Source organism: Vibrio sp. V33_P6A3T137 (genome assembly GCF_009904835.1).
Taxonomy (GTDB): domain Bacteria; phylum Pseudomonadota; class Gammaproteobacteria; order Enterobacterales; family Vibrionaceae; genus Vibrio; species Vibrio metschnikovii.
In genome coordinates this window covers 1-23,621 of record NZ_WXWK01000172.1, presented here as the reverse complement: position 1 = coordinate 23,621, position 23,621 = coordinate 1, and the positions used below count along the sequence as shown (strand labels likewise).

Annotated in this window: 19 protein-coding genes and 1 riboswitch; of the genes, 8 read left to right on the top strand and 11 right to left on the bottom strand. The window is 43.1% G+C overall.

Annotation, left to right across the window (positions count from 1 at the left end):
* Positions 1–48 precede the first annotated feature (48 nt).
* The 6 genes from CAG60_RS15880 to CAG60_RS15855 form a co-directional block, all read right to left on the bottom strand.
* The gene (locus CAG60_RS15880; protein ID WP_040904316.1) at positions 49–270 is read right to left on the bottom strand and encodes a DUF2835 domain-containing protein; all 222 of its coding nucleotides are present in this window, start codon (positions 268–270) and stop codon (positions 49–51) included.
* Positions 271–342: 72 nt separating this feature from the next.
* The gene (gene pepN / locus CAG60_RS15875; protein ID WP_161439399.1) at positions 343–2,952 is read right to left on the bottom strand and encodes an aminopeptidase N; all 2,610 of its coding nucleotides are present in this window, start codon (positions 2,950–2,952) and stop codon (positions 343–345) included.
* 283 nt (positions 2,953–3,235) lie between these two features.
* Entirely contained in the window at positions 3,236–3,910 is a 675-nt protein-coding gene (locus tag CAG60_RS15870) for a hypothetical protein (RefSeq protein WP_158143893.1), read from the bottom strand.
* A gap of 182 nt (positions 3,911–4,092) precedes the next feature.
* Positions 4,093–6,090 carry a carboxy terminal-processing peptidase gene (prc, locus tag CAG60_RS15865; protein ID WP_154168223.1) on the bottom strand — a complete coding sequence of 666 codons (1,998 nt, stop codon included), beginning with the start codon at positions 6,088–6,090 and terminating at the stop codon, positions 4,093–4,095.
* A gap of 17 nt (positions 6,091–6,107) precedes the next feature.
* A complete protein-coding gene (gene proQ, locus CAG60_RS15860; RefSeq protein ID WP_154168225.1) occupies positions 6,108–6,740 on the bottom strand; it encodes an RNA chaperone ProQ in 633 nt (210 codons plus the stop codon).
* Between the two features lie 101 nt (positions 6,741–6,841).
* The gene (locus CAG60_RS15855; protein ID WP_154170647.1) at positions 6,842–7,315 is read right to left on the bottom strand and encodes a GAF domain-containing protein; all 474 of its coding nucleotides are present in this window, start codon (positions 7,313–7,315) and stop codon (positions 6,842–6,844) included.
* A gap of 84 nt (positions 7,316–7,399) precedes the next feature.
* Here CAG60_RS15855 and CAG60_RS15850 point away from each other — a divergent pair, with 84 nt between their 5' ends.
* The 4 genes from CAG60_RS15850 to rsmF all read left to right on the top strand — a co-directional run bounded on the left by CAG60_RS15850 (position 7,400) and on the right by rsmF (position 14,658).
* The gene (locus CAG60_RS15850) at positions 7,400–9,190 is read left to right on the top strand and encodes an ABC transporter ATP-binding protein (RefSeq protein WP_161439398.1); all 1,791 of its coding nucleotides are present in this window, start codon (positions 7,400–7,402) and stop codon (positions 9,188–9,190) included.
* Positions 9,191–9,273: 83 nt separating this feature from the next.
* Positions 9,274–10,533, top strand: coding sequence for a paraquat-inducible protein A (locus CAG60_RS15845; protein ID WP_161426046.1), 1,260 nt, complete (start codon positions 9,274–9,276; stop codon positions 10,531–10,533).
* Entirely contained in the window at positions 10,526–13,165 is a 2,640-nt protein-coding gene (locus CAG60_RS15840; RefSeq protein ID WP_161439397.1) for a PqiB family protein, read from the top strand. Before CAG60_RS15845 ends, CAG60_RS15840 begins: the two co-directional genes overlap by 8 nt.
* A 68-nt stretch (positions 13,166–13,233) precedes the next feature.
* Positions 13,234–14,658 (top strand): 16S rRNA (cytosine(1407)-C(5))-methyltransferase RsmF, encoded by a 1,425-nt coding sequence (gene rsmF / locus CAG60_RS15835; RefSeq protein WP_161439396.1) that lies wholly within the window; start codon positions 13,234–13,236, stop codon positions 14,656–14,658.
* A gap of 242 nt (positions 14,659–14,900) precedes the next feature.
* On the opposite strand, the gene CAG60_RS15830 is transcribed toward rsmF, so the two are convergent.
* Entirely contained in the window at positions 14,901–15,734 is an 834-nt protein-coding gene (locus tag CAG60_RS15830; protein WP_161439395.1) for a CvfB family protein, read from the bottom strand.
* Between the two features lie 103 nt (positions 15,735–15,837).
* On the opposite strand from CAG60_RS15830, the gene CAG60_RS15825 reads away from it, so the two are divergent.
* Positions 15,838–17,187 (top strand): hypothetical protein, encoded by a 1,350-nt coding sequence (locus CAG60_RS15825; RefSeq protein WP_040904829.1) that lies wholly within the window; start codon positions 15,838–15,840, stop codon positions 17,185–17,187.
* 19 nt (positions 17,188–17,206) lie between these two features.
* Here the strand turns inward: CAG60_RS15825 and CAG60_RS15820 are convergent, their stop codons facing one another.
* Together CAG60_RS15820 and CAG60_RS15815 are read right to left on the bottom strand one after the other, a co-directional pair.
* Positions 17,207–17,689 carry a DUF4442 domain-containing protein gene (locus CAG60_RS15820; protein WP_161439394.1) on the bottom strand — a complete coding sequence of 161 codons (483 nt, stop codon included), beginning with the start codon at positions 17,687–17,689 and terminating at the stop codon, positions 17,207–17,209.
* A gap of 120 nt (positions 17,690–17,809) precedes the next feature.
* Positions 17,810–18,700 carry a putative PEP-binding protein gene (locus CAG60_RS15815; protein WP_154168235.1) on the bottom strand — a complete coding sequence of 297 codons (891 nt, stop codon included), beginning with the start codon at positions 18,698–18,700 and terminating at the stop codon, positions 17,810–17,812.
* A gap of 206 nt (positions 18,701–18,906) precedes the next feature.
* Between CAG60_RS15815 and CAG60_RS15810 the strand changes: the two genes are divergently transcribed.
* Together CAG60_RS15810 and CAG60_RS15805 are read left to right on the top strand one after the other, a co-directional pair.
* Entirely contained in the window at positions 18,907–19,965 is a 1,059-nt protein-coding gene (locus CAG60_RS15810) for a 3-deoxy-7-phosphoheptulonate synthase (RefSeq protein WP_161439393.1), read from the top strand.
* A gap of 17 nt (positions 19,966–19,982) precedes the next feature.
* A complete protein-coding gene (locus CAG60_RS15805) occupies positions 19,983–20,465 on the top strand; it encodes a YajQ family cyclic di-GMP-binding protein (protein ID WP_161439392.1) in 483 nt (160 codons plus the stop codon).
* Between the two features lie 60 nt (positions 20,466–20,525).
* Here CAG60_RS15805 and CAG60_RS15800 read toward each other — a convergent pair whose 3' ends face one another.
* Positions 20,526–21,257 carry a chromosome partitioning protein ParA gene (locus CAG60_RS15800; protein ID WP_154168239.1) on the bottom strand — a complete coding sequence of 244 codons (732 nt, stop codon included), beginning with the start codon at positions 21,255–21,257 and terminating at the stop codon, positions 20,526–20,528.
* 19 nt (positions 21,258–21,276) lie between these two features.
* On the bottom strand, positions 21,277–21,435 hold the full coding sequence (locus CAG60_RS16565) for a hypothetical protein (protein ID WP_167363644.1): 159 nt from the start codon (positions 21,433–21,435) through the stop codon (positions 21,277–21,279).
* 448 nt (positions 21,436–21,883) lie between these two features.
* A riboswitch (glycine riboswitch) is annotated at positions 21,884–21,988 on the top strand.
* A gap of 184 nt (positions 21,989–22,172) precedes the next feature.
* Between CAG60_RS16565 and CAG60_RS15795 the strand changes: the two genes are divergently transcribed.
* Positions 22,173–23,546, top strand: a complete 1,374-nt coding sequence (locus CAG60_RS15795) for an alanine/glycine:cation symporter family protein (RefSeq protein ID WP_154168241.1) — start codon at positions 22,173–22,175, stop codon at positions 23,544–23,546.
* The last annotated feature ends 75 nt before the right edge of the window (positions 23,547–23,621 follow it).

Genomic DNA, 23,621 nt, shown 5'->3' with positions numbered 1-23,621 from the left:
GTTTAATAATGTGACAGGCGTAGCGATTCAAATCACCACAAATTTACCTTAGGACAGCATATCTAACTTTATAAACTTATTGTTTTGGTCAGTTGTTAGACGAAATCGACCTTTTACTCCAATTTGGCTAAGAAATGGGCGAAATTTTGCAGCTGGTAATTGTAAACGTAAGCCATGTTCGGTAGTGACTAGAATGTGGCTGGCTAGCCCAGAATAATGAGCAAGGAAAGTTTGATAAGAGATGTTAAGAGAGAAAAAATAGTAGTTCATAATTGTGCTTTAAATGGTGCTGGAAACGGGATTCCCTTCCAGCACCCGATCAATGAGTAAATATCGAACAAGTTAGGCTTGTTCAAGCGCTTTGCTGACTTTTTCAAATAAGTCACGCGCAAGATCATCCAGTGACTGTAACGCTTCTAACTGCTGTTTCATTAATGCTTGTCGCTGCTCGTCATAACGTCGAAACTTGAGTAATGGATCAATTAAACGAGAAGCTACTTGAGGGTTACTGTTGTTTAACTCACGCAATATCTGCCCCGCAAAGCGATAACCTTCACCACTAAGTGCATGGAAATTAACCGGGTTCATGGTAAAGAATGAACCAATTAAGCTACGAATGCGGTTAGGATTCTTCAAGCTAAAAGCGGTATGTTGCATCGTTGCCTGGATGACACTCAAGGCATCTTCAGCAGGATTCGAACCTTGCAAAGCAAACCACTTATCCATCACCAACCCATCGTGTTGCCATTTCAGACTATAATCAGCCATCAGCGTTTCTCGACAAGCCAATTGAGCACTATTCGCCGCGCTCATTGCGGCAATCGTGTCGGTCATATTATTGGCTTGCTGATACTGACGTTGGACCAAACGGTTGCCTTGCTCAGTGAAAGCCAATAAAGCTAAACAGGTATTGCGTAAAGTACGCTGACCAATCGCCGCATGCTCAATCGAATATTCAGCCTGAGTTAATGAATGATAAGTGGCACTGAGTTCATCTTCTAGCTCAGTGGCTAACATCACTTTCAGTTCATGTAACACTTTGGCAATCGCATCGACATCCACCTGCTTATACCAACCCGATACTTCATTATGATTCGGCAAAGCCAGCATTTCTGCCACAAAGGCTGGCTCTAGCTTATCACTGAGCAACACGCCACGAAATGCATCGACAACCGCTTCAGGTAAGGTGACCTTTTGTTGTTGCTGAACGGCTTCGACATTCGCTCGAATGTATTTTGCCAACAACATCTGCCCAGCATCCCATTGTGCAAAAGCGTTAGTCGCATGCCTCATTAAAAAGCTTAACTCTTGATCACGGTAGTCATACTCAAGTTTTACCGGAGCAGAAAACTCACGTAATAAAGATGGAATCGGTTGGCTGGTCACCTTCTCAAAGACAAACGTCTGCTTGGCTTGAGTTACATTGAGTACATGAGAAACGGCCTTTCCATTACACTGTAACGGAATGATTTCACCATTTTCACGATACAGTTCTATATCAAACGGAATGTGCAATGGTAACTTTTCTGGCTGATCATGCGTTGGCTCTGTACTTTGTTCAACCGTTAATGCGTAAGTTTGTGCTTGGTCATCATAATGACTCGTCACTTTAAGTAATGGTGTACCCGATTGGCTATACCATAAACGGAATTGAGTTAAATCAATACCGCTTGCCTTTTCCATCGCTAAAACAAAATCTTCACAAGTTGCTGCGGTGCCATCATGGCGTTCAAAATAAAGCTTCATCCCTTGCTGGAACGCTGCTTCACCTAATAAGGTATGCATCATCCGAATCACTTCACTGCCCTTTTCATAGACGGTCAGTGTGTAGAAGTTATTCATTTCTATCACTTTATCCGGACGGATAGGATGAGACATTGGGCTAGCATCTTCCGCAAATTGAGGGCCACGAATAATCCGGACATTATGAATGCGATTCACCGCTCGCGAACCAAGATCAGAAGAGAATTCTTGATCGCGGAATACCGTTAAGCCTTCTTTTAAGCTTAATTGAAACCAGTCACGACAAGTAACTCGGTTACCCGTCCAGTTATGGAAATATTCATGGCCAATCACCGCTTCAATACCAAGATAATCGGTATCGGTCGCCGTCTTCTCATTAGCTAACACAAATTTTGAGTTGAAAATATTTAATCCTTTGTTTTCCATCGCTCCCATATTGAAAAAGTCGACAGCCACGATCATATAAATATCCAGATCGTATTCCAGACCAAACCGCTGCTCATCCCATTTCATCGAATTTTTTAGTGACGTCATCGCATGGCCTGCGCGATCTAAATTGCCTTTATCAACGAAAATTTCCAAATCAACGTGACGACCAGAACGAGTGATAAACTGGTCACGCAAGACGTCAAAATCTCCCGCAACCAAAGCAAATAAATACGCTGGTTTAGGATGGGGATCGTGCCACTTGACCCAATGACGACCATTGTCAGCCTCACCTTGAGCAATTTTATTGCCATTACTTAGCAAGTATGGGTATAAGGCTTTGTCGGCAATCACGGTACTGGTGTATTTGGCTAAGACATCTGGACGGTCAAGGAAATAAGTGATGCGACGAAACCCTTCCGCTTCACACTGAGTACAGAAAGCGCCACCGGACTTATAGAGTCCCTCTAATGCAGTATTACTTTGAGGATCGATTTCCGTCACAATGGTTAACTCAAACTGCTGAGGTAGTTGAGTTATTTCTAAATGAGCCTCTGACTTGGTAAAGTGTTGCCACTCTTCACCATTAATTTTTAATGATGTTAATACTAGCCCTTCACCATCCAGCAATAGTGTTGAGCTGTCAGCCTGTTGCTCAACGTGAGAAACCGCCGTAACGACAGTCGCGTGATCGTGCAAATCAAAGATTAGATCAATACGATCAATATAATGAGAGGGAGCCTGATAATCTTTACGATACTTGGCTAATGGGCTTGTCGCCATGGTCGGAATCCTTTTTGACGTAAACAGATGAAAAGCAAGGTTGAGAAACCTTGATGTTAATCAACTGATCTTAATCTTGTTTTCACCAATAACAACCCCTAGACCGAAAAAATGAGAGATTTTCGCCCGATGTATCCCAGATACGCGATATGGGATTTTAATGATAAGGTCAAAAATAAAGGTATTAAAACGATAAAGCGTCACGCTGACAGCGCTAAAGAAGCTAAAGAAGCTAAAGAACAAAGAAAATCGTCAATCTGCAATATGATGGAGAAAAAAACGACTAACGAATTCGATTTAATTCGGCGTAAAGCATGCCCTGCTCAATATCTAAAGTTAAGCGATTTTGGTTGAGTTGAAAGCGCGTATTATGTTCACCATGGGGATACAACAGGACCAATTGTTCATCTTCGGTATAAAACACCCCTTGTTGTACGGTTTGATTACCATTTTGACCCGTTGCACGAAAAAAGAAGATGAAATCGGGTTGTAAAATCAAATCGAGGCTTTGTAAATTGAGAAGCGATTGATCGCTGCCAGCCAATGAGTCTCCTGACCAAGTTCCCGCTAACGGGCTAGTTAACATCTTGGTAAAAATAACGCCATTAAGCATTAATTGATTATGATTCGCTTGATAAAAATAGTGCTGTGGTGTGCTGCTATCGATACCAAGGATCAAGCTATCTTGATTGAGCGAATACTGCCCTTGCCAGTGATCAATACTGTAGTCTTTCTTTTGTATATCGATTAAAAATGAATAATCCGACTTGAGGGTTAAGCGAACGACGAGAAAGTTTTCTTTCGATGCCTCTGGTGCAGAGTTAAACAAAAACCAATCGCCAAGTAAGAAAGGCACGTCAAACTGAGTCAGATCTTGTCTTGAGTGATAACGCGCTTCTAACTGTGGGCTCGTTGCCGTTAAGCTGAAGCAAGCAATAAATAGTGCAATCCATTTCATCGTGCCCCCTAATGCTTTTATTTTAAGCTTAGGCGGTTTCAATTTATAATGCGAAATTTCGATGAAAATCACATTATAAATTTTTCTTATCTGCACACTTATTTCAAATTAACAACGATAAAACAAACAGTTATAAAAAAGCGAGCCCATTGGCTCGCTTTCACTCTTCAAGATAGAAAAGCTCAAATCTTGAGCATGTCCACCATGATTGATACCGATTCATTCAAATAAGCATCAGGAGTTTCATAGTCTTTGGGAACATCACTCAAGGCCGCAAAAGGTTCTTTACCAAGGGATGCTTGGCGAAGATTAATTCTATCCAATCGCTGTTTATCCGCTTGTTCCATCTCTTGCTTGCGTTGCTTTTCATTTAAAGACAATAAGTTATCATCTTTTTCTGCTTGATATTTTTCAATATCCTGCAAGATAAAGCCAAACTCTTGATCCGCTAGGATCCGAGTTTGATGACGCTGATCGAGCTTAGCAATCGTCGCACTAAAGTCATGCAATACTTGGTATTTAACCGGATCAATCCGGTCCCAAGGTAGTGCATTCTCCTCAACACTTTCCCCTGTTTCACTCGCATCAATAGCACTCGGGAAAACGATATCAGGGATCACACCACGATTTTGGGTACTGCCACCATCAATTCGATAAAACTTCTGAATCGTGTATTGCACATAACCAAGCTCTTGTTCAAATAAATCATAGATATGATTTAAAGAGCGATGCTGCTGAACCGTACCTTTACCAAATGAGTTTTCACCAAGAATAATCGCTCGACCATAGTCTTGCATGGCCGCGGCAAAAATCTCTGACGCAGAAGCACTAAATCGATTAATCAAAACCGTCATTGGACCTTGATAACTGATTTTGCCGTCAGTATCGCTATTAACATTCACTCGGCCATAACTATCGCGTACCTGAACAATAGGACCGCTGGTAATAAATAAACCAGAAAGTGCCGTGGCTTCCGTTAATGCGCCACCACCATTATTACGTAAATCGATGATGATACCGTCGACTCCGCTGGCTTTTAGCTCCGTCAGTAACTTATCGGTATCTTGTGCTAAGCCTACATAAAAACTAGGCACTTCAAGGACACCGATTTTTTTGCCGTCTTGTTCAATGACCTTAGATTTCACCGCTCGGTCTTCAAGACGAATTTTATCTCGGACAATAGTGACAATGTGACTTTTTGCGTCATTACCTTCCGGTAATACCTGCAGTTGCACTTTAGTGCCTTTCGGCCCTTTAATTAACTGCACGACATCATCGAGACGCCAGCCAATCACATCAACAATATCGCCTTTCTCTTGACCGACACCGATAATGCGATCCCCTTCACTCAACTGTCGACTGGTCGCCGCAGGGCCACCAACGACTAATGAGCGAATCACCGTATAATCGTCCGTCATCTGTAATACCGCGCCAATCCCTTCAAGAGATAAATTCATCTCCGATTGAAATTGAGCAGCATTGCGAGGAGATAAATAGCTGGTGTGAGGGTCGATCTGCCGAGCGAAGGCATTCATATAGACTTGAAAAACATCTTCGCTATTGGTCTGAGTTAAACGTTTGATCGCATTGTTATAACGTTTAGCCAGCGTTTCTTGAATTTCTGGCCATGTTTTACCCGTTAATTTCAAGTTTAATGCATCAAATTTAACACGCTGACGCCATAGCTCATCGACTTCCGCTTGATCTTTCGGCCATGCGGCTTTGGAGCGATCGCGTTCAATAAACTCGTCGTTATCAAAGGTCATTTCATGGTCAAGGAGCGACAACGCGTATTGGAAACGCTCAAAACGTTTACGCATTGAAAGATTATACAATTCAAATGCTATCTGATTATTGCCTGCTTTTAACTGATCATCTAACTGGGTTGACCAGGGTTTAAAAGCGTCAATATCGGCCTGAGTAAAGAGATTACGATTGTAATCCAACATGCCAACATAGCGATCAAAAATAGCTTGAGAAAACGCATCATCTAAAGAGAAGTGTTTATAGTGAGAACGAGTAAAACGTGACGTTACTCGTTTACTGGCGGTTTCATGTTGAGCTTGTGGAGTAAGAAGAGGAAGATCCTCTATCTTGAGATTGGCTTCTATCGCCTGAACAGAAAAAGCTGCCAGCCATAGGCCAGCAGCAATTGATGTTAATTTTGAACGGCATTTCATGCTTAGGAATATCTCCTTTAAGCGCGCAAGTGCTCCGTCTTCACAACCATTTGCAGGCCGTTACCGAGTTGAACACGCACATCTTCCTTATTAATTTCAACGATGGTCGCAGCCATGTTGCCTTTGCCCATGTTCACATTGACTTCTTTGCCAACTTTCATTTCGTCAGCTTGTAACACGCGCGTTTCAACTGGTTTTTTCTCTGTTTTTGCTGTCACATCGGTTGCTTGTGCACGACGTGGTTGAGGTTTTTTCGCTTTTGGCTTAGCTTTATTGGCCTCTTCACGCACTTTCTTCGCTTGCTCTTTACGGCGCGCATCAACGCGAGCTTTGCTTTCTGCTAACGCAGCTTGAGCATGATCGACATGTTGCTGTTCAAGTTCACCACAAGCATTACCATCAAGATCAACACGAACCGCACCAGCTTTAACACCATGCAGATAACGCCATGACGAAGTGTACTGTCTTAGTGCTGCACGAAGTTGAGTTTTGCTTACTTTAGGATCTTCATTGAGACGCTGAGCAAGATCTTGAAAAATACCAATTTTAAGAGGCTTAGCCTCACCTTCTAAAGTAAAGCAGTTAGGGAAACATTCAGCAATATACGCAATCACTTCTTTGCTGTTTTTTAACTTTTCAGTGTTTTCCATGAGGATTCCTGGTTGATGCGGCTGGTCCGCGGGGCATAAATAATAAAATATGTTCGGTATTATAGTGACCTGAGTACGAAAAACCACTGGCAAAGGCGAATTTATGCCTTGTTCGCGTGTGAATTAAGCACCTTTTCTACTTCCGTCATTAAAAATACCAGTCCTTGCTGGTCAATTTCTGAAAAGCGAGCAATTGTTGGGCTATCAATATCTAACACACCAACCAATTGCCCACAGATAGTGAATGGGATCACCAATTCCGAGTTACTTGCTGCATCACAAGCGATATGACCGACAAAAGCATGCACATCATCCACACGTTGTACGGTATTGGTGGCAACCGCCGTCCCACATACTCCACGTCCTACCGGAATACGAACACAAGCGGGTTTACCTTGAAAAGGGCCTAGCACTAATTCATCATTCTGTAAGAGATAAAACCCAACCCAGTTTAGGTCGCTCAGTTCCATATTTAATAAAGCACTTAAGTTCGCTAAGTTAGCCACTAAGTCGGTTTCAGATTCGAGTAAAGCGACGGCTTGCTTCGTTAAACGTTGGTAATCTGCTAAGTTCATATTCATTCCCAATAAAATTAAAGACTTCACTTATTGTTCTTCGTACAATACCTATCAAACTAAATAGGATGCATTCTCATTATAATGACCAATAATCATGACACTATTAGCCGTTCTTGGTTGATAACTCAAGTAAAAAAACATCAACGTCCGCTGCTTTATGCCAATTTTATTGCCATCGTTGCGACTTTAATCAGTGTACCTATTCCCTTGTTGATGCCATTGATGGTCGATGAAGTATTACTTAATCAACCCGCTGGTGGTTTAGCCTTAATGGATACTCTCCTGCCTACTGATTGGCAAACACCGACGGGGTATATTCTGTTCACTTTATTACTGGTAGTGCTCATGCGCACTGGCAGCCAACTGCTGAATATTGTACAAAGTCGGCAATTTACGCGGGTATCGAAGACGGTTACCTATCAAATGCGCTGTAAGATGATTGATAAGCTAGGCCGAATCAGCATTCGTCAGTACGAAACGCGCGGTAGTGGCGGAATCAATGCCCATTTAGTGACTGATATTGAAACCATCGATCAATTTATTGGCTCAACATTGAGTAAATTTTTAATCAGTTTACTGACGGTGTTAGGCACAGCCTTAGTGCTACTGTGGCTTGATTGGCGATTAGGGTTATTTATTTTGTTGGTTAACCCAATTGTTATCTATTTTTCTCGCCTACTCGGCAGTCAAGTCAAACATCTCAAAAAACGCGAGAATCAAGCATTTGAGAAATTTCAAAATCGCTTAGTCGAAACCTTAGATGGTATCTATCAGCTTAGAGCCGCCAACAAAGAACGGGAGTTTTTAACTCAACTCAAAATCAATGCCAACGAAGTGCGAGCCAATGCCGATAAATACGCTTGGCAAGCTGAAGCTGCGGGGCGACTCTCGTTTTTACTCTTTCTACTGGGCTTTGAGCTGTTTCGCGCGGTCGCAATGTTAATGGTGCTATTTAGCGACCTGACTATCGGACAAATTTTTGCGGTTTTTGGCTACTTATGGTTTATGTTAGGACCAGTACAAGAGCTGTTGGGTATTCAATTTTCTTGGTATAGCGCGAAAGCAGCACTGACACGAATTAATACATTATTGCAGCTTGAGGAAGAGTATCGTCCGATCAGTAAAGTCAACCCATTTACTCAACATCAACCCGTAACGGTGACACTCTCACAAGTTAATTTTTCTTATGATGGCGAGAAAAAAGTCCTTGATGAGCTATCTTTATCCATACCCGCGGGTAAAAAAGTCGCTTTAGTTGGAGCCAGTGGTGGCGGGAAATCGACTTTAATTCAATTACTACTCGGAGCATATCGAGCAGATTCAGGTGAAATTTGTTTTAATGGCGAACGGTGTGATGATATTGGTTTTGAGATTATTCGCAGTCAAATTGCGGTGGTATTACAACAACCTATACTTTTCAACGACACTTTAAGGCATAATTTAACCCTCGGTGGTGATTATGATGACGCCTCGCTTTGGCATGCATTAGAAGTCGCACAACTGCAAGACGTCACCCATCAACTCAGTCAAGGATTAGATACTCCCATTGGCCGTAACGGTATCCGTCTTTCTGGTGGACAGCGCCAACGTCTAGCTATAGCTAGAATGGTATTAAGTGATCCTAAATTGGTTATTTTAGATGAGGCGACGTCCGCGCTCGATACGGCAACCGAAGCGGCACTGCATCGTGCATTGAGTGGATTTTTAAAAGGACGAACTACGCTGATTGTCGCCCATCGTTTATCTGCGGTGAAACAGGCTGATTTGATTTATGTATTAGAAGATGGACGCGTTAGTCAAATTGGTACACATGGAGAGTTACTTGAACAGCAAGGACTTTATCAAACATTATATGGCGCTATTCAGTCATAGTTCCGTTTGGCTTATGGCACTGATTAGCTGCAATTTACGCACCCAATCAGTGACAACGTCACCGAATGCCGAGTAACCCGCTGATGTCTAGCACGCCACTCACTCAACATACATCCAGCACGAATAACCTTCGTTTGTGTCAGGGATGTGAATTGCCCGTTGATGTTGTCGATGTGCCGCGCGGTAAAAGTGCTTATTGCCCTCGCTGCGGAACTCAGCTCTATCGAGGTGGCAGCCCATCGTTATCAGGTAATTTAGCGATTGCCGTCACCTGTTTACTGCTGTTTTTTCCTGCGCATGCCTTTGACTTTTTAACTATCCGCTTAATTGGTGTGATGATCCCTGCATCCTTATCTGGAGGGATTATCGCTCTCGCCAATGAGGGCTATGTGATTCTGGCTTTGCTGGTGTTTTTTTGCAGCTCCCTAGCTCCTTTTCTGGTCTTTGCTTCCATCGTTACCGCCCATCTAGCGCTACGTTATCGTTGGTTTATTGGTTTACGCTATTCGGTCTGGGTCATGCAGCTGTTAAAAGCATGGGCAATGATTGATGTCTTTTTGGTCAGCGTTGCCGTTTCAAGCTTTAAATTGAGCGATTACGCCGATATTTTTGTTGGTCCGGCGCTGTTCAGTTTGGTGCTCTTGCAAATTTTTACTGTGTTATTACTCAGCAGAATTAGCATTCGTCGCTATTGGGAAGCGTGGAAACCCGAACAAGATTACCCTGCTCAAACCGATAAACAAGTCCATTGCCATCATTGCCACTTATCGCAACATGAAAGCACGCACTGCATTCGCTGTCATCACCCGCTTTATCATCGAAAACCTCGTTCAATCGAACGCACTTGGGCCTATGTTATCGCCGCGAGTATTGCCATCATTCCCGCGAACCTACTTCCGATCTCTATATTGATCACCAATGGGCAACGTCTGGAAGATACCATCTTATCGGGTGTCGCTTCGCTGATGAATTCAGGTATGTATGGCATTGCTGCGATTATCTTTGTAGCCAGTATTGTCGTTCCTGTAATGAAGATTTTCGGGCTTGTCTACTTGTTATTGGCCATTCAATATCGACGTAGCCGTTATCATCGGCAGCGAATGAGTATTTTCTATGCGATAAAATGGGTTGGAAAATGGTCAGTTCTCGACTTATTTGTGATTGCCATTATGTTGACCTTGGTCGATCGGGGACAGTTACTTAATTTTATCCCTGGTGATGGTGCCCTAGCCTTTGGCTTTGTGGTCGTATTAACCATGTTAGCAGCAGAAAGCCTTGATCCCCGTCTATTGTGGGATAATTATCAGCAAGAGACAAAACACAGCGAGTCTTGTAATGAATAAACCACCAATGACCCAAGCGTCTTATTCTCCGCAGATCAAATCCAATAAAGGGGTCTCGCCTCTATGGATACTACCGATCCTCACCTTATTGCTCGCAGGTTGGCTGGTCGGTAAAGCGATACATGACGCTGGTGAACGTATCCAAATTCATTTTTCGGATGCACAAGGGCTCGTCGCAGGGAGAACACCGATTCGCTATCAGGGATTAGAAGTCGGTATGGTACGGGAAATAAAACTCGCTCCCCAGTTAGACAGTATTTATGTTGAAGCGGATATCTACCCCGAAGCTACCCAATTACTTTCTGATACCACACGCTTTTGGTTGGTGAAACCCACCGCCAGTTTGTCTGGTGTTTCAGGATTGGATGCTTTGGTGTCTGGTAATTATATCGCCTTGCATCCAGGTGGTCCTGGGCAAGAAAACCACCCGCAGATATTTCATGCCTTAGATCGCGCCCCATCTGACTTGGTCTCCAATGGTGGGCTACAAATCACCTTGCGAGCCAACGATCTTGGCGGTATTTCTATTGGCTCACCGATTGTTTATAAAAAAATCCCGATTGGTGAAGTGTTTAGCTATCAGCTTGCTAAAGATGCACAATCGATTGTTTTACAAGTCTCGATTGAATCTGAATACCGTCACTTGATTACCAAAGACAGTCGTTTTTGGAACGTCAGCGGCATAGGTACCTCATTAGGCTTTGATGGAATTGACGTTCGTTTAGAAAGTTTAAGCGCCTTAATTGGCGGAGCGATTGCCGTCGACTCTCCCGACGGCGGTGAGCCTGCTGCCCAATTTAGTGAATTTCGGCTCTACAAAGATCTCAAAACGGCCGGACGCGGCATTCCGATCACGATTACACTGCCTGATGATAGTGGGATTAACGCTTCCGGATCGCCCATTATGTATCGCGGATTAGAGATAGGACAAATCACTCATTTACAACTGAATGAGGATAAGACACAAATTATTGCTCATGCTGCAATTCAACCGTCATTAAATGAACTACTAACCACTGGCAGTCAGTTCATTTTACAAGAAGCCAAAATCTCACTATCTGGCTTAGAAAATTTATCGAACTTAATCAAAGGTAATTACCTCACTTTACAGCCGGGTGACGGTGAACGCACTCGACAATTTACGGCACTCAGAAAAATTGAGTATCAACAATCCCAATCGCACACTTTTTCTATTACCCTCACTGCAGAACATGCTTATGGCTTAACCTCAGGTGCTGCAATTTTATATCGAGGGGTACGCATTGGCGTGATAAAAGATGTTCAGCTTAGTGCTGACCTCGTCGAATTCCACGCGGTTATCGAGCAACAATATCAGCCATTAATTCGCTCAAAAAACCGTTTTTATGTTGATGGTTCAATGCGTGCTGAACTTGGCCGTGCGGGCATTAATCTCTCACTTCCTCCTGTGAAGCAACTACTGAGTGGGGCTATCAGCTTTATTAGTGAAGGCGAAGAAAACGTACTTGAACGCTATTCTCTGTATGCTAACCCATCACTGGCAGAGCTGGCGGCGTATCAACAATCGGGTTCTCGCGCCTTGCGCCTCAGTGCCGATACCTTGCCTCCGGTACAAATTGGTAGCCCGCTACTATTTCGTCATTTACCCGTTGGTCATGTCACCCAATTTAAGTTACAAAAAGAAGGTGTTGAGGTGGAAGTCAGTATTGATAACCAATACCAACATTTAATTAATGAACAAACTGTATTCTGGAATCATTCCGGTATTGAAGTGAATGCCTCTTTAACCGATGGTCTGCGTATCCAAGCGGCACCGTTACAAAGCCTGCTCCAAGGTGGTATTGCCTTTGATACCTTACCCGGTGTAGAAAATAAACTCGATGGGCGTTGGAAGCTTTACGCCAACTATCAACAAGCACAACAGTTTGGTGAAGCCATTACGTTATTGGCAAGGAGCAATGAAGGAGTCAATCGAGGCACTCCAATCAAATATCAAGGCGTACAAGTCGGTGAAGTTATCGCCGTTTCACCGAGTTTTAGTCAATCACAAGTGACTTTTTCTGCTCGTATTCATCCCGAATACGCCCCTTTTATTACTCGTGCAACGAGCGTATTTTGGGTAGCCAAAGCCAATGTCAGTTTACAAGGCATCACTAATTTAGAGAATCTTGTCTCACCGAGTATCGAAGTCTATCCCGGCCAAGGTGCTGAGCAACACACTTTTCACCTCGCTTCTGCGCCTTACTCACCGAGTGGTGTCAGGTTTACACTCCAAACCGAATACCGTGGTTCAATTAATGTCGGAACCCCGGTCTTTTATCGTGATATTGAAGTTGGCAGAGTGATTGACATCCAACTGGGCGCTCTTGCTGATCGGGTTATCTCAACAATCGATATTGATCCCGACTATGCTTATTTAGTTCGCCGTAATAGCCTATTTTGGAACACGTCGGGCGTAGATGTCTCAATTGGATTGACTGGAGCGAATATCAAGTCAGGAACACTGGAAAGTATAGTTCGCGGTGGGATTACTTTTGCAACGCCAGAACAAAAGCAGCTTGCTCCTCCCGCTCCAGCTGGCCACTCTTTTTATCTTCATCAAAAACCACAAGAAGAATGGAAACGCTGGCGAACGGCCATACCTCGACCTTGAGAGAAGCTTCAAGTCTGGCTGCGATGCGTATATAATCGCGGCCAGAATCCGCCTATAGAGACACTGTTTTGCATTCCACTGTCGCACTACCCGAAGAGTTCCTCGCTACCATCGCTGAAATATTGCCCTCAACACTGAACCTGAATGACTTTATTGCTGCATGCCAACGACCACTCAGAAAAAGTATTCGTGTTAACACCTTAAAAATATCTGTCGCTGACTTTCAAACCCGAGCCGCAGACAAAGGTTGGTACTTAGAACCAATCCCCTGGTGCGAGAGCGGCTTTTGGATTACCGCAGATGAAGAACAAGTCCCTTTAGGTAATACTGCAGAACATATGGCTGGCTTATTCTATATCCAAGAAGCCAGCTCGATGATGCCCGTCTCTGCCCTATTTATGCAATCTGGAGCGCCTTTTGAACATGTATTAGACATGGCAGCAGCGCCGGGCTCTAAGACCACACAAATCGCGGCGTTAATGGATAATCAAGGCGTATTAATCGCTAACGAATATTCCGCCAGTCGGGTAAAAATTTTACACGCCAATATTGAGCGTTGCGGTATTCGCAATAGCGCTCTGACCAATTTCGATGGGCAAATTTTTGGTGGTTGGCTGCCTGAGCAGTTTGATGCCGTATTACTTGATGCTCCCTGCTCAGGTGAAGGCACGGTACGTAAAGATCCTGATGCGATGAAAAATTGGAGCAAAGCCTCAGTAATGAGTATCGCACAAACCCAGAAGTCCTTAATTGAAAGTGCTTTTCAGGCGCTCAAGGTTGGCGGTGTTTTGGTGTATTCAACCTGCACGTTAAGTCGTGAAGAGAATCAAGACGTCTGCTGGCACTTAAAACACACTTATGGTGACGCGGTCACATTCACCCGTCTTGATCAACTTTTTCCGAGTGCAGAACAGGCCATTACTGAAGAGGGTTTTTTGCATATATTTCCACAAGTTTATGACTGTGAAGGATTTTTTGTCGCCAAAATCACCAAACAGGCATCGGTGGAAACGCCCGCTGTAAAAAAACGCTTGGGCAAATTCCCATTCACAAAAGTCGGCCCTGCACAACGCCTTGAGATTGAGCAACAATTATATCATGCACTGAACATTCGCTTACCAGAAGACAGCCAAGTGTGGTCACGGGATAATGACATCTGGCTCTTTCCCTCAGCTTTAGAGCCGTTACTCAGCGAACTCCGTTTTTCTCGGATGGGGATAAAAATTGCTGAGCAACATAAACGGGGCTACCGTTGGCAACATCAAGTCGCTACAACACTGGCAACCGGACAAGAATCGCAATCGGTCGAATTAGATAAGGTTCAAGCTCGTGAGTGGTTTATGGGACGTGATGTCAGGCCAGAAAACCTATCTGGCCAAGGTGAGGTGATTGTTTGTTATCAAGGCGATGTCATCGGTCTAGGGAAATGGGTCGGTAATCGGATCAAAAATGGCTTACCACGAGATTTAGTGCGCGATAAAAATCTATTTTAAAGCCAATGAACATTCCACACTGATGATATTAATAGACGGATTTAAAAGCATTGCTGCGCGTTAAGGAATGATAAGTATCAAACAGTGGACACTAGTCTATACTTTATCAATATCCCCATATAATAGCCAAACCAAGGGGATAGCCGTAAATCGCGCTCAACTCCCCTTCTGGCGCGTTTCCCAAGGCCCAAAACCTAACGCTGTTTTGGGCCATTTTTTGAGCTGACAGTACTCAACCTAGCTTAAACAAGACGAATGCCGTCTTTTTCAATCACAATTTTTCCTTGCTTAAATAAACCACCAATGGTTTTTTTAAACGTGCCCTTACTGGTACGGAAAGTGGCAAAGATCTCTTCTGGGGTCGATTTATCACTCAGCGGTAAAAAGCCTTGTTTTTTCTCTAACATGGCTAAGATTTTACTACTTAACTCATCCATTTTTTCGACACCGACTTTTTGAAGAGCCAGATCGATTTTGCCATCAGGACGAATACTTTTGATATAACCTTTGATTTTTTTGCCGATAAACAGTTTTCCGAACACATCCGAGGGAAAAATCATCCCCCAATGCGCTCCGTTAATGATCGCTTTAAAACCAAGCTCTGAACGCTCAGCAATAATCAAATCAACAGGTTGGTTAACCTTATAATGCGCTGGTGTTTTATCTAACCATTTATTAAATTTGGTGGTACCCACAATACGGCCAGACGCTTTATCGGTATAAACATAAACTAAAATCGTCTGTCCTTCGTTAAAGCGCGCACGTTGCTCACTGTAGGGGATCAGTAAGTCTTTATCTTTAATGCCCCAATCAACAAATGCTCCGGTATTATTCACACCGACGACTTTCATTAATCCCCACTCTCCCACTTGAGCAATCGGTGTCTCAGTTGTCGCTGCTAATTGATTCTCTGAATCAAAGAACAGAAACACATCGATAAATTGCCCCAGTTCGACACCTTGAGGTGCGTAACGCTTAGGCAGCAAAGTGGTACCGAACTCTCCCGCATCTAAAAAAACGCCGAAATCAGTGATTTTTACCACTTCTAAGCTATTAATTTGGCCAATGTTAATCATGTAAAATTGTCTCACAGCAAATTTGCAGAGATTATACGTGATCTCTGCTATGCTTTCTCGCAATTGTATCGATAAAATTCAGCAATTTTTTCAGGAGCTTTCGTTGATCACGGTAGATAAATATGACGCTGTCACGTTGAGGATTGCCACTCAAATGTCAGGCAGTAAGAAACTGGATTTGGATGTTTATCTTTTTATTCCTGGAGAATTAGGCCTTAGCCCAGAAGTCATTTCAGAGTCGGAGTTTTTTTATAGCTCCATTCATCAAAAGCGCTCCTATTATAGTGATAAAATTCTCCTGCCTCTTGTCCATAGCCGATTAGCACAACGAGGTCGCCTGTCATCAACACAGTATCGGGTAAGCTTGAGTTTATTTGCTTATCAATATGTGATCGCCTTAGATAGAGCCGTTAATCAGCTCAACGCGACTAGTGACACCGTCACAGCTGATGAGGTCGATACGGTGATCGAGCTATCGCTCGATATTCTAAAACGATTACGCAGAACCATCCCTTACGATGAAAGCCTTAAGCGCTATTATGCCAATATTGATAACTATCTCTCTTGGTATACCGAACAAAAATTTTTATCGATTGTCGCTCATCTCACCCGTGACAGTGACTATAAAACCATTAAAGAACGCCTCATCACCTTAGTTGAAAAAGAACAAGCGCATCGTGCCTTAAACCATTACAACTCAGCCAAAGCGGGAACCGACATGACCCGTCTGAGTAATAAAATGCGTTTATTACGTCGTTTAATTGAACACCCGATCATTCTTAACGAGAAAGTGACCTCTTTGGGTAATAACATCAAACGGATGGTTAAGGGGGTCGCAACGGGGTTAGTCATGGTCGTGGTTACGCTAACCGCGATAGTGGCACGTGACTATTGGGGAGAGATTACCGCTTCATTTATTATTGCGATGTCATTTATTTACGCGCTACGCGAAATTTTTAAAGATGATTTGCGCGACATGATGTGGCGTTGGATCCGTAAAGGTAAACCTAAATGGCGTCGCCGCTACTTTGATCCCAGTACCGGAACTCAAGTTGGACAAAAAGATGAATGGTTGGATTATCAATCGTTATCCCAGTTACCAGAAAAAATTCAAGCTATTCGTAAGAAGCGAATTGTTCAACGTGAAGAACAAATCCTTCATTACCGCTCTGAAGTTGAGATGTCAACATCACGCTTTATGAGCGGTTATGAAGAAACCCGTGAAGCGATGATGATCGATTTACGCCCGTTAACACGCTTAATTGATAAAAGCTCGACTCGAATTTATCAGCTTAGCAATGGTCAAGTCAGCCGAGAATCTGTCGAAAAACGTCACTTAATTAACTTGATCATTAAAGAAGACGATCATCAACAGACACCGCGTTATTACCGTTGGAAAATCGTGATTAACCGAAGCAAAATTGTCGACATTGAAGTCATTGAGTTAGATTAAGTCACTCTCTTTACTCTGATTATTTTGATTTCACCGCTTTAACAGACAGCGTTAACCAAAATTCTGCCATTGGCTCATCACCATGCTGTGATGGGCAAGTGGCGACGATTTTGACCTCGTGATTGACGCGTTGACCAGTCGCAATGGTTTCATCCAACATGGCATCAATCGCAGCACCATCAACACAGTGAAAGTGGACATCCCCTTCTGGTCTTTTTAAAAATTCCGCTTTAACGGCTTTAAACGCTAAAGAAATAACTTCCCCACGCTGCTGAGCCTTATGCATGGCCATAAATCCACCAGCCACATCCGCCCCCACGGCAATTACGCCAAAATACATACTATTCAGATGATTTTTATTCCTCTTTTTCAGCGGAATACGTACTTCAACCGCTTGCTCATTCAACAGCAAAATTTTAGGGCGGCAATACCAAATCAGCGGAACTTTAAAAATACCGAAATAATTAAGATAGAAATTAGCTTTAGTCAGAGCAGAAAACATAGTTAAAACTTCCTTGTGATCTTATCAGACCAGTTCACTCGATAGCCAAGAAAATGTCAACGAAATGTTACAGAAAATAAGAAGCCAAGCTATTTTTGCTTGGCTTCTTAAAGATAAGACTCAGTAATAGTAAACCGAGTCTGGCTGAGCAATCTCAGACAAAAAGCGCTGAATTTTAGTCGACACACTCTGCTCACTAACTAATATACTTAACGGCTTAGAGGTTTGATGAACGGCTTTGATCGCCATTTCTGCTAACTGAAACACGGCATCGTTGTCGGTCGGCTGATAACGTTCAACAAGACTTTCTACCGTATTATCCGTCGCTAACGTAAACTGGGCAAGGGAGTCCCAATCTAACAGCATCCCATCAAAATAAGCCAATAAACGTTCAGCTAATAGCGCGGCGGAAGGAACTTGGCAAACAAACGACACTTGTAATCCATGTAAACCGCGTGGCAAGCCTTGCTCAGCTAGGCCGTCAATAATTCCAGCGGCATCACTCAGCGAGCGAACAAAAGGCACAACGATTTCAATAGGATGCCCTTTACTGATCAGCCTTTTGATCACGTTGCACTCCAACTCAAATGCATCAGCGTATTCACTGTCCGTTAATCGAGCTACACCTCGCACTCCAAGTGCCGGATTTGGTTCAACTGTGACTTTTTCTCCGCCAAGCAAAGCACGACTCTGTGCACTATCTTCATTACTTAAACAGACACGAACGCTTTGGTGATGGGGTTTAATCGCTTGTTCAATGCGCTCCACTAACGTATCAACAAAATGCTCAGCGATGGACTGGTCGTTTAATAGTGCATTCAGCGAGCTTTTCTCTCGTTCAGATAGCTGAGTCAGATCGGTGACCAAACTAGGATGATAAAAAATGCTATCTGCGATCAACTCTGAAATGACAACAAATAGCGTCGAACTCAATGTTTGTTGGGACCATTGAGGTAAGGTATTCCCTTGCTCAAACGGCTTATTTATTGAAGAGGGTGATACAACACTCATAACGGCTCCATCTGTTCTTGATTGGTATAGGGTGAAAATACCGAGTTCATTAACCAAACACAAGGGCAAATATCAATATTAATTCATTTAAAATGAATAAAATATCAAGTTTACAGTTTTCATCACTTGCATTTATGCTAAGTGGTTTATTCTCTGAGTTAAATTCGTTATCTTTAGCGCTTCGCAATAAAAGAATAGGCAATGTGATGCCATTAAAAACTGATGAATTAAGAACCCAAGCCCTTGGCCCAATGCCAACGCCGGCTGAATTAAGCCTTGCTCATCCGGTGACCCATGAGGTTGCCGAACGCATTGCTCACTCACGTCAACAAATTGAACAAATCCTATCGGGCCAAGATGACCGCTTATTGGTCATTGTCGGCCCCTGCTCTGTCCATGATACCCATGCCGCACTTGAGTACGCACGCCGATTAAGTGATATACAAGATCAGTATCGTGACCAATTGTTCATTGTCATGCGTACCTATTTTGAAAAACCACGCACCGTGGTTGGCTGGAAAGGTCTGATCACTGATCCTAATTTAGATGGCTCCTATGCGTTAGAAGCTGGCTTAAACAAAGCACGTCAATTGTTACTCGATATCAATAAACTCGGACTAGCAACGGCAACCGAATTTCTCGACATGATCACGGGGCAATACATTGCAGACCTGATCAGTTGGGGAGCGATTGGTGCGCGTACTACAGAGTCGCAAATTCACCGAGAAATGGCCTCGGCACTTTCTTGCCCTGTCGGTTTTAAAAATGGCACGAATGGCAATGTCAAAATTGCGATTGATGCCATTCGTGCCGCTCATGCCTCACACTACTTTTATTCGCCTGATAAAAATGGGCGCATGACCGTCTATCGCACCAGCGGTAACCCCTACGGACACGTCATTTTACGTGGTGGGGAAAGTGGCCCAAACTTTGATGTAGATTCAATTAATAGCGCTTGCGCTCAACTGGCTGAATTTAATTTACCTGAACGATTAGTGGTTGATTTTAGCCATGCCAATTGTCAAAAACAGCATCGCAAACAGCTTGAAGTTGCTGAAGAGATTGGTCGTCAAATTGAATCCGGTAGCCATAAGGTCGCGGGTATTATGGCTGAAAGTTTTCTTATTGAAGGCAATCAATCCATGTGTGACTTGAATAATTTAACCTATGGCCAGTCGATCACGGATCCTTGTTTAAGCTGGGATGATACCGCAACAATGCTCACTCGCCTTGCGCAAGCGATAACCACTCGACGTACTCAATAAAATAAGGAATTTAAGTTATGCCTTCTTTTGATATTGTTTCAGAAGTTGATACCGTAGAACTGCGTAATGCCGTAGATAACTCTAATCGTGAACTCGCCACACGCTTTGATTTTCGTAATGTCGACGCCAGTTTCGAGCTCAAAGATGAGACAGTAAAATTAGCCGCTGAAGATGATTTTCAACTTAATCAAATGTTGGATATCCTGCGTGGCAATTTAGCCAAGCGCGGTGTTGATGCGCGAGCTATGGAGCTAAAAGACTCCGTCCATTCAGGCAAAAACTGGTACAAGGATATTGTATTTAAGCAAGGGATCGAATCATTACTGGCCAAAAAAGTGGTTAAGATGATCAAAGATGCCAAGCTCAAGGTACAAGCCTCTATTCAAGGCGATAAAATTCGAGTCAGTGGTAAAAAACGCGATGATTTACAGGCGGTAATCGCCTTTTTAAAAGAAAGTAACCTAGAACAACCTTTCCAATATAATAACTTTCGCGAATAACAAAAAATCCAGTCTCTATTGCTCTAGAGGCTGGATTTTTCGATGCTTAACCGCGTGGTGCTATAAACCTATTTCCGCTGATAATGATTTAATTTCTTGTAAGTCCAGTTGATGAACGCGTAACATTTGTTCTACTTGGCTTAATCTTGAACTCGCCGCATCTTGCTTATCACAAGCATCCGATTTTGCATCCCAAGATTGGCCTTTTAAATAAACATCACACTCTTTTTTCAAGATAGGTAAAGCATCATTCAACTGCTTTTGCTCTTTCTGTAGCTGTTCAACTTCTTGCTTAATCTTTAGCTCTTTTTGAAATAACTCTCGTGAACGCTCAAAAAGTATCGATTGCATGTCCGCTTGACGATGTAATCGTGCATTTTTCTCATCAGCACTTTGTAATGCGTTGTTTTGCTTTGCTAATTGCTGATCTAACGATAAGTTAACTTTTTCTAATTCTGCAATCTGTTGTTCTAATTGATCCAACTGCTCTTGATGTTGTGTTTTTTGCTGCTCAAGATGCTCTTGCAGTTTCACTTGCCACTCTTGCTCTTGTCGCTCTGCCTGCTGAGCCGTTCGTTCATTTAATGCCTTCGCATTTTCTTGTAACGCTTGAACATTGACCTGCAAACCAGCATAAGCGGTTTGCCATTTAGTCTCCGTCACTGACGAACCGACTAATCCCCCTAATGCCAACCCTAATGCTGCCGCTAACCCAATATAGAGGTAACTGCGTTTGTCACGTTGTTCAATGACAACAACATCTTGGTGTTCATCTGCCTTTTTTTGATTCACATTGACTCCCAATTTAGCATCAGCGAATTAATTCAGTGACCACAAGCGAAGCGGTATAAAGAGCAAAAGCCGATAATAAAACAATCACTACCCACTTTTGAAGTTTCTCATTAGTTCCATAACGGATTAAAAGAAAAGCGAGAACAATCAATACCCCAATAAAAATCAATCTGGTCATAGTATGCTCCGGTTTTATTTTGCCTACTTCAATGACATTCGGTAAGACAAGTGTAGCTCTCAAGCCTGTTGCTGCTTGCTATTTTATACCATTTATCGCACCAAATAGGTCAAAGAAAAATGGATTAACCTGCTGTTATGTCAATAATTTAACTGAGTTCACTTTGAAAGTGACGTTTTTTCAAACAGCGCTGATTTTTTACGCTGACTCGTGCACTGCGCTCCTTTGTTTATTCCAGTCATTTACCACTAAATTTGCAGATGACATCACACTTTATTTTGGGTAATATCGCCAAGCAAATTATTGTAACACTAGATAATTGTTCCGTTGAAGACAGCAGGAGAGTGGTTATTAACTAAATTCTAACACTTAGTTAACTATACCCGCCGAAGAAGTAAATCTTTCAGGTGCTTTATTCTTTTTGAAGAGAAAAGCGAGGACTGTTGTTGGAGGAACCTCTGGAGAGAACCGTTCAATCGGTCGCCGAAGGAGCAAGCCGTGCTAATCATATCAGCACAGTGAAACTCTCAGGCAAAAGGACAGAGGAGTGAAAGGTTCTATGATTCTAAGCCTTATGGCTTTACTCACTTTACGTAAACAACGCTGACAGTGACTTTGTACCACGGGTATCGTGGCACGGTTTTCTTTGTGTGTTGTTTTATCGCGGTGAGTTTGACTGAATATATTATTCAGCCCCTTTCCTCTTCTCCTTATGTTGACACTATTAAGGGGAAATAATGACCAACCTACAAACACTGCTACAAACTATTGACCACTTTATTTGGGGTCCACCACTACTGATCCTACTCGTAGGAACCGGGATCTATTTTACCTTTCGTTTAGGCTTACTGCAGTTTCGTTACCTACCCTCTGCGATTAAAATGGTATTTAGTAAAGAACCCGGCGATAAACAAGGTGATGTATCAAGCTTCGCAGCACTTTGCACCGCGCTTTCCGCTACCATTGGCACTGGAAATATTGTTGGGGTTGCCACTGCCATTAAACTGGGCGGCCCAGGCGCATTATTTTGGATGTGGCTGGCAGCTTTATTTGGTATGGCAACGAAATACGCGGAATGCTTACTCGCGGTGAAATACCGTAAAGTCGATGATAAAGGACAAATGGTCGGCGGACCGATGTATTATCTGCGTGATGGTGTAGGTTCAAATACTTTAGCGATTTTATTTGCGGTTTTTGCCCTAGGCGTTGCCTGTTTTGGTATCGGTACTTTCCCACAAGTTAATGCCATTTTAGACGCGACTCAAATTTCTTTCGGTGTACCCCGAGAGATGTCCGCTGTTGTGCTGACCATCCTAGTCGCTTTTGTCACTGTCGGTGGTATTCAATCCATCGCCAAAGTCGCAGGTAAAGTTGTGCCTATTATGGCGCTTTTTTACGTCGTTGCTTGTTTGAGTGTGATCATCAGTAATGGGGATAAACTACTCGATGCGATTCAATTGGTGTTGGTTTCCGCCTTTACACCAACCGCAGCCAGCGGCGGATTTTTAGGCGCAAGTATCATGTTGGCGATTCAATCGGGTATTGCCCGTGGTGTCTTTTCCAATGAGTCTGGTTTAGGCAGTGCACCGATGGCTGCCGCTGCAGCAAAAACCGACTCTTGTGTGAAACAAGGCCTGATTTCAATGACGGGCACCTTCTTTGATACGATCATCATTTGTACCATGACCGGATTGGCCTTGATTTTGACAGGTGCATGGCAAAGCGATTTTGCTGGGGCGGCGATGACGACCCATGCCTTTGCCACGGGCCTTAATGCCCAAACCCTTGGACCATTGCTGGTTTCTGTAGGGCTGATTTTTTTCGCTTTTACCACGATTTTAGGTTGGAACTATTATGGAGAACGCTGCGTAGTGTTCCTATGGGGAACCAAGGCCGTTCTGCCTTATAAAGTGATTTTTATCGGCTTAGTCGCCTCTGGTGCTTTTCTTCATCTCGATCTGATTTGGATTATTGCCGATATCGTTAACGGATTAATGGCGATTCCTAACCTGATCGGCTTAATCGCTTTACGTCATGTCGTCATCAAAGAGACTAAGCTTTATTTTGAAGCGCAGTTACCAGCCTTAAAAACCATTAAAGCCAAAGCCTAGTTTACTCTTTTTACTGCTACTATTGACTTTAAAAATAAAAAATAAAGGGCTTGAGATATTTCTCAAGCCCTTTTC